Annotated in this window: 6 protein-coding genes; 2 read left to right on the top strand and 4 right to left on the bottom strand. The window is 67.8% G+C overall.

Features of this window, described 5'->3' with window-relative positions:
- Window positions 1-427 (bottom strand): TRAP transporter small permease subunit (locus tag I53_RS18435; protein WP_043353296.1); only part of this gene is annotated, 427 nt, incomplete at its 3' end.
- Window positions 424-1,446, bottom strand: coding sequence for a TRAP transporter substrate-binding protein DctP (dctP, locus tag I53_RS18430; RefSeq protein ID WP_043353295.1), 1,023 nt, complete (start codon window positions 1,444-1,446; stop codon window positions 424-426). The genes I53_RS18435 and dctP, both read right to left, overlap by 4 nt.
- Before the next feature lie 194 nt (window positions 1,447-1,640).
- On the opposite strand from dctP, the gene I53_RS18425 reads away from it, so the two are divergent.
- Window positions 1,641-2,294, top strand: coding sequence for a GntR family transcriptional regulator (locus I53_RS18425; RefSeq protein WP_043353293.1), 654 nt, complete (start codon window positions 1,641-1,643; stop codon window positions 2,292-2,294).
- A gap of 185 nt (window positions 2,295-2,479) precedes the next feature.
- On the top strand, window positions 2,480-3,409 hold the full coding sequence (locus tag I53_RS18420) for a class I SAM-dependent methyltransferase (RefSeq protein ID WP_043353290.1): 930 nt from the start codon (window positions 2,480-2,482) through the stop codon (window positions 3,407-3,409).
- Between the two features lie 4 nt (window positions 3,410-3,413).
- On the opposite strand, the gene I53_RS18415 is transcribed toward I53_RS18420, so the two are convergent.
- A complete protein-coding gene (locus I53_RS18415) occupies window positions 3,414-4,094 on the bottom strand; it encodes a GntR family transcriptional regulator (RefSeq protein ID WP_043353288.1) in 681 nt (226 codons plus the stop codon).
- A 21-nt stretch (window positions 4,095-4,115) separates the two neighbouring features.
- A partial coding sequence (locus I53_RS18410) for an FAD-linked oxidase C-terminal domain-containing protein (protein ID WP_043353285.1) occupies window positions 4,116-6,147 on the bottom strand: 2,032 nt, incomplete at its 5' end.

Here is a 6,147-nt window from a genome sequence, read left to right as displayed (position 1 = left end):
CCCAGGCCTCGTGATCCCGCGACCAGCTCTTCCAGGCGAAGAACAGGCAGAAGGCGAGGCTGACGATGTCGGCCAGCAGAAGGCGCACGCGGTTGGCGGCCGGCGGCAGGAGACCGGTCAGGGCCTCGATCGCGACGTGGCCGCGCTTGGCCTGGACGCCGGCGGCCGACAGGAAGGTGGCCCCGATGATCAGGAACACCGCCATCTCATCCTGCCACTCCGTCGGTTCCTTCAGGAGATAGCGGACGACCACGCTGTGGGTCAGGACGAGGCAGGCCGCCACCAGGCAGAGGCCGCCGACCGCCAGGATCACTTGATTCAGCAGGCGCATCGTCCGGTCGAAGGCGCCGAGCAGGCCGGGCAGACGCGGCTCGGCCGCGCCCCGCGCCTCCGGAGCGGCCGTAGCCGCGTCGAAGCCGTGACTCACGCGACCTGCTCCGCGAGCTTCAGCAGTTCCGCGCAGTTCGCGTTCTTGGCGGCGTAATCTTTCCAGGCCGTGTTGCGGGCGAGGTCCCGCCACTGACCCAGCGACTTCTCGTCAACCTGGACGACCTTGGCCCCGGCCTTGGAGAAGATCTCCTCGACCCGAGTGTCATCCTCCTTGGCGCCGGCTTGGCCGAAGGCTTCCAGCTCGGTGCCCACCGCCATGATCAGGTCCTGCTGCTCCTTCGGCAGGCCCGAGAACACGATCTTCGACATCATGATCGGCTCGAGCATGAACCAGTAGGAGCGCTCGCGGCCCGAGGTGAGGGCCTTGGACAGCTCTTCCAGGCGGAAGGAAATCAGGCTGGTGGACGAGGTGATTACCGCATCGCAGGCGCCGGTCTGCATCGCCGCGTAGGATTCGTTCGACGGGATGGAGAGGGTGGCTGCGCCGGCCTCTTTCATCATCATGTCCATCTCGCGCGAACCGCCCCGGACCTTCATGCCCTTGGCGTCGGCCGGCGAAACGAGAGCGCGCTCGCGGCTCGCGACGCCGCCGGCCTGCCAGACCCACGAGACCAGGACGATCCCCTTGGCGTCGAGGATTTCCGAGAGCTTGCGCCCGACCGGCGCCGCCTTCCAGGCCACCGCCTGGGCATAGGACGTCACCAGCGCCGGCATCAGGCCGATATTCAGCTCCGGCACCTCGCCGCCGGCATAGGGGCTCGGATAGAGCGACATGTCGAGGGCGCCCTTGCGCATCGCGCCGAACTGGGCGTTCGTCTTCATCAGCGAGGAGCCGGGATAGACTTGGACGTCCAGGGCGCCCTTCGAGCGCTCGCCGACCATCTTGGCGAACTTCCGGCACATGCGGTCGCGGAAGTCGCCCTCGTCGATGGTGCCGCCCGGGAACTGGTGGGACAGCTTCAGCGTGGTGGCGGCTTGGGCAGAGCCCAGCCCGAACCGCAGGACCGCCGGAGCCGCGAGCGTGGCCGCGATCAGCGAGCGACGAGTTGGCGTCATGGATTTCTCCCGCACCGCAAACAACGCGGCAAAGTTTTGTGCGCCGCAATAGTGGGGCGCTTCGTTGTATGCATGGAAAACCGCCTTGTATATTTTGTCAATGCTCCAGCATAATGTTCGCGTGCGTTGGACATCCGCCGGCCTCAACGGGCGGGACGACGCGCGGCCCGACGATCGGGGGAGGAACCAGGCGCATGAGCCACGCGCAACGGCTACGGCAGCGAATCGAGGACGAGATCGTGGCGGGCGAACTCGCGCTGGGATCGCGGCTCGATGAGAATCAGCTCGCGGCCCGTTTCGGGGTCTCGCGCACGCCGATCCGCGAGGCGCTGCTGCAGCTCGCCGTGACCGGACTCGTCCAGACGAAGCCCCGGCGCGGCGCCATCGTCAGCGCGCCCGAGCCACACCTGCTGCTGGCCATGTTCGAGACGATGGCGGAAATCGAGGCGGCGTGCGGTCGCCTCGCCGCACGCCGCCTCGTGGCCGAGGATGCCGCCGCGCTGCGCGCCGCCCTCGAAGGCTGCCGCGGGGCCCTGTCGACGGAGGATACCGAGGCCTATTACGCCGAGAATTACGTGTTCCATACGGTGGTGTATCGGGCCAGCCGCAACGCCTTCCTGGCGGAGCAGGCGCTGTCACTGCATCGCCGTCTCGCGCCGTATCGGCGTCTGCAGCTGCGCGTGCGCCAGCGCTTGCCGCAATCGCTCGCCGAACACGAAGCGATCGTCGCTGCCATCATCGCCGGAGACGAAGTCGGGGCGGCCGAGGCGCTCCGGAGCCACGTCATCGTCCAGGGTGACCGGTTCACCGATCTGGTCGCGGGGTTGCGGGCGCAGAGCGCGGCCTGAAAGCTTCGACCTGTCCGGGTGCCTGACAATCATCCCGCGGCGCAGACCGCCCGCAGCGGGCCGCGAAGCCGGTGCGTCTTCATCGCCTCCTAACCGTGAAATCAGGTCGGACTGCGTAGGTGGTCCACCGGACTCGACCAGAAGTTGCAATCCCGGCATCCTTCACCCGGAACCCGGGAGGCACCATGCTGAAGGACGTTGTCAGGACTGCCGGCCGACGCGCGGGGGTGGATATCTTCCGGGCGAGCGGCGAAGCCTTCCGCTGGAGTCATACGGTCCACGATTACTATCCGGTCGTGCCGTCCGCGCGGTGGAAGCCGGGCCAGGCGCCGCACGGCCGGCTCAAAGCCGTCCTCGGCCAGAACCATGCGGCCTACGAGGCGTTCCTCACCGCCCTGGAAGCGCAGGCCGACCTGCTCCACAGCGTCCCGCACGACGCGCACGCTGCGGGTTCGGCTGCACCGCACTGGAACAACACGTGGTTCACCGCCCTCGACGGCGCCGCCCTGCTGACGATGCTGGCCTGGAAGCGCCCTGAACGATACTTCGAGATCGGCTCCGGGTGCTCGACCTGCTTCGCGCGCCACGCGATCGACACGCTGAAGCTGCCGACGCGGATCACCTCCATCGATCCGATGCCACGCCGCGAGATCGACGCCCTGTGCGACTGGACCGTCCGCAGCCCGCTGGAATCCTGCGACCTGAAGATCTTCGAGGAACTGAAGGCCGGCGACATCCTGTTTTTCGATGGATCGCATCGGTCCTTCGCGAACTCCGACGTCACGGTGTTCTTCTTTGAGGTGATGCCGCGCCTCGCGCCGGGCGTGATCGTACAGATCCACGACATCTTCATTCCGGACGATTATCCGTCAGCCTGGAATTGCCGCCTGTACAACGAGCAGTATCTTCTGGCCGCGATGCTGCTGTGCGGCGCTCCGCCGTTCCGCGTGACCGTGCCGGTGATGTATATCTGTCAGGACCCGGCGATGAGCGCCCGGGTGAAGACGGTCTTTGCCGCCCGCGCGACCGGACCGGACATTCCGTTCCTCTACGCGAACGATTCCCGCACCCCGGGCGCGTCGTTCTGGTTCGAGATGACGGGGATGCCGGGCTGAGCCTTCAGGCAACCTCCGCCGCGCCGTAATTGGCGGCGATGACGGACTTCTTCCCGCGGATATGCTCGCGCATCAGGACGGCCAGGGCAGCGCCGTCCCGGGCACGGAGGAGTTCGATCATCCGTTCGTGCTCGGAGACCGCGCGGGCCCACTGATCCGGGGTCTGGTGCGCGGAATACCGCGACCTTTGGATCCGGCCGGACAGGCTCTCGTAGATATTCGCCAGAATGACGTTGCGACTGGCCGCCATGATGCCTTCGTGGATCCGGCGGTTGTGGCTGAAGTAGCCCGCCTCGTCGCCCGACTGCCAGGCCGCCACCATCGCGTCGTGGTCGACCGCGAGGGCGTCGATCTCGGCGTCGGTGATGGTGCGGCAGGCCAGGTCCCCGGCGGTCGCCTCGAGCCCGGCGATCACCTCCATCATTTCCTCGAGCTCGGTCTCCGAGATGCTGGCGACCCGCGCCCCGCGGTTCGGAAGCAGTTCGAGCAGCCCTTCCGTCGCCAGGATCTTGATCGCCTCGCGGAGCGGGGTCCGCGAGATCCCGAAGCGCTCCGTCAGCTCGCTCTCGTTGATCCGGGCCTTCGGCTCCATCTCCCCGGACCGGATCAGCTCCCGCATCCGGTCCGCGACCTCGTCGTGGAGGTAGCGGCGGCTGATGCCGATCCCGGGCTCGATCTTGTTCATGGTCCCCCGACACAAACCAGATCAGTGCGACCTGTTGTGTATGTGTAAGTCTCCGGCAATGGAGTGTCGAGGCACGAGGGCCCGATCGAGAACGCGAGCCACATGTTCCGCCTCGAGACCGAGGCCATCGTGAATCTGATGTCGGCAGCTTGTCCCGTCGGCGATCACGAGATCGTCCGGCCCGGCGGCGCGCAGGGTCGGGAACAGCGACAGCTCTGCCATGGCGAAGGATGTCTCGATGGATTCCGGCCGATAGCCGAAGGCGCCGGCCATGCCGCAGCAGCTCGATTCGACGACCCGCAGGTCGAGCCCCGGCACGGCCCGGAGCACCGTCTCCACCGAGCCCATCACGCCGAACGACTTCTGGTGGCAATGGCCGTGCAGGTGCGCGACGCGCCCGCCCTGGTCCGCGAACGGTAGCGCGATCCGGCCCGCCGTCAGGTCTGCGGCCAGCAGCTCCTCGAACAGGACGGACTGCCGCGCCAGAAGCGCCGAATCCGCACCGGGGAGGAGCGCTGTGAACTCGTCCCGGAACGTGAGCAGGCAGGATGGTTCCAGGCCGACGACCCGCGCGCCCGCGCGGACGAAGGGCAGAAGCGCGTCGAGGGTTCGGTGCGCCTCCAGCCGGGCCCGGTCCGTCTGGCCGGCGGAGAGCCACGTCCGGCCGCAGCAGAGCGGGCGCCGGCCGCGGGCCGGATAGACCCGATGCAGCCGGTAGCCCGCGGCCAGCAGCACGCGCTCGGCCGCCTCGAGATTCTCCCGCTCGAAGGCGCGGTTGAAGGTGTCGCCGAAGAGGATCACGTCGCGGAAATCCCCCGCGACGTCGTGGGTATGCGCGGGTTCGCCCTGCTCGCTCCAGGGCCGACGCCAGCGCGGCAACGAGCGCCTGGCCGACAGGCCGGCGACGCGCTCCGACAGGGCCGCGAGGGCCGGGTACCGGTCGCGCAGGTTGAGGATCGGCGCGAGCTTCGCGGCCGCCCCGGCATAGAGCGGCATCATGGCGATGAGCCGCTCGCGGAGCGGCAGCCCGTGGCGGGCGTGGTAATGGTGCAGGAACTCGATCTTCATCTTGGCCATGTCGACGCCGGTCGGGCATTCCCGGCGGCAGGCCTTGCAGGAGACGCAGAGATCGAGAGTCCGCTTCATCTCCGGGCTGGTGAAGGCCTCCTTACCGAGCTGGCCCGAGATGGCGAGCCGCAGGGAATTGGCGCGGCCGCGCGTAAGGTGCTGTTCCTCCCCCGTCACCCGGTAGGACGGGCACATGGCGCCGCCGGCGAGCTTCCGGCAGGTGCCGTTGTTGTTGCACATCTCGACGGCGGAGCCGAAGCCGCCCCAATCCGACCAGTCGAGCGCCGGCTTCATCGGCTCCGTCACCGTGTAGTCGGGCTTGAAGCGGAACAGAGACCGGTCATCCATCGCGAGCGGGCGCACGATCTTGCCGGGGTTGAGGCGGTTCTCGGGATCGAACGCGTCCTTCACGTCCTCGAAGGCGCGCGTCAGGACCGAGCCGAACAGCGGCTCGATGTATTCCGAGCGTGAGATGCCGTCGCCATGCTCGCCGGAATACGAGCCTTTGTAGCGGCGCACCAGCTCGGAGGTCTCCTCCGCGATCGCGCGCATCCGGCGGACGTCGCCAGCCTCCTTCATGTCGAGGATCGGGCGAACGTGCAGACAGCCCACCGAGGCGTGGGCGTACCACGTGCCGCGGGTGCCGTGCTTGGCAAAGACCGCCGTGACCGCGTCTGTGTAATCGGCGAGGTGCTCCAGCGGGACGGCGCAATCCTCGATGAAGGAGACCGGCTTGGCGTCGCCCTTTATGGACATCATGATGTTGAGGCAGGCCTCGCGAACCTCCCACACCGATTTCTGGCGGGCGGGCTCGACCACCTCCACGACGGCGTCCGGGAAGCCGTGATCGGCCATGCAGGCGTCGAGGCGCTTCAGGTCGCGCGTCACGGCGGCGAGGTCGTCGCCGGCGAATTCGGTGAGCAGAAGGCAGTTCGGCTGTCCGCGGGTGATGTCGGCCAGCGTCGTGCGGAACAGCGGGATATCG

This window comes from Methylobacterium sp. B1 (genome assembly GCF_000333255.1).
Taxonomy (GTDB): Bacteria; Pseudomonadota; Alphaproteobacteria; order Rhizobiales; family Beijerinckiaceae; genus Methylobacterium; species Methylobacterium fujisawaense.
This window is presented reverse-complemented; position numbering and strand designations above follow the sequence as displayed.

What these genes read in the sequence shown, in the direction of transcription:
- I53_RS18425 (WP_043353293.1), top strand. Translation starts at nt 1,641, where the DNA reads ATGAGCCACGCGCAACGGCTACGGCAGCGAATCGAGGACGAGATCGTG.
- dctP (WP_043353295.1), bottom strand. Translation starts at nt 1,446, where the DNA reads ATGACGCCAACTCGTCGCTCGCTGATCGCGGCCACGCTCGCGGCTCCG.
- I53_RS18415 (WP_043353288.1), bottom strand. Translation starts at nt 4,094, where the DNA reads ATGAACAAGATCGAGCCCGGGATCGGCATCAGCCGCCGCTACCTCCAC.
- I53_RS18420 (WP_043353290.1), top strand. Translation starts at nt 2,480, where the DNA reads ATGCTGAAGGACGTTGTCAGGACTGCCGGCCGACGCGCGGGGGTGGAT.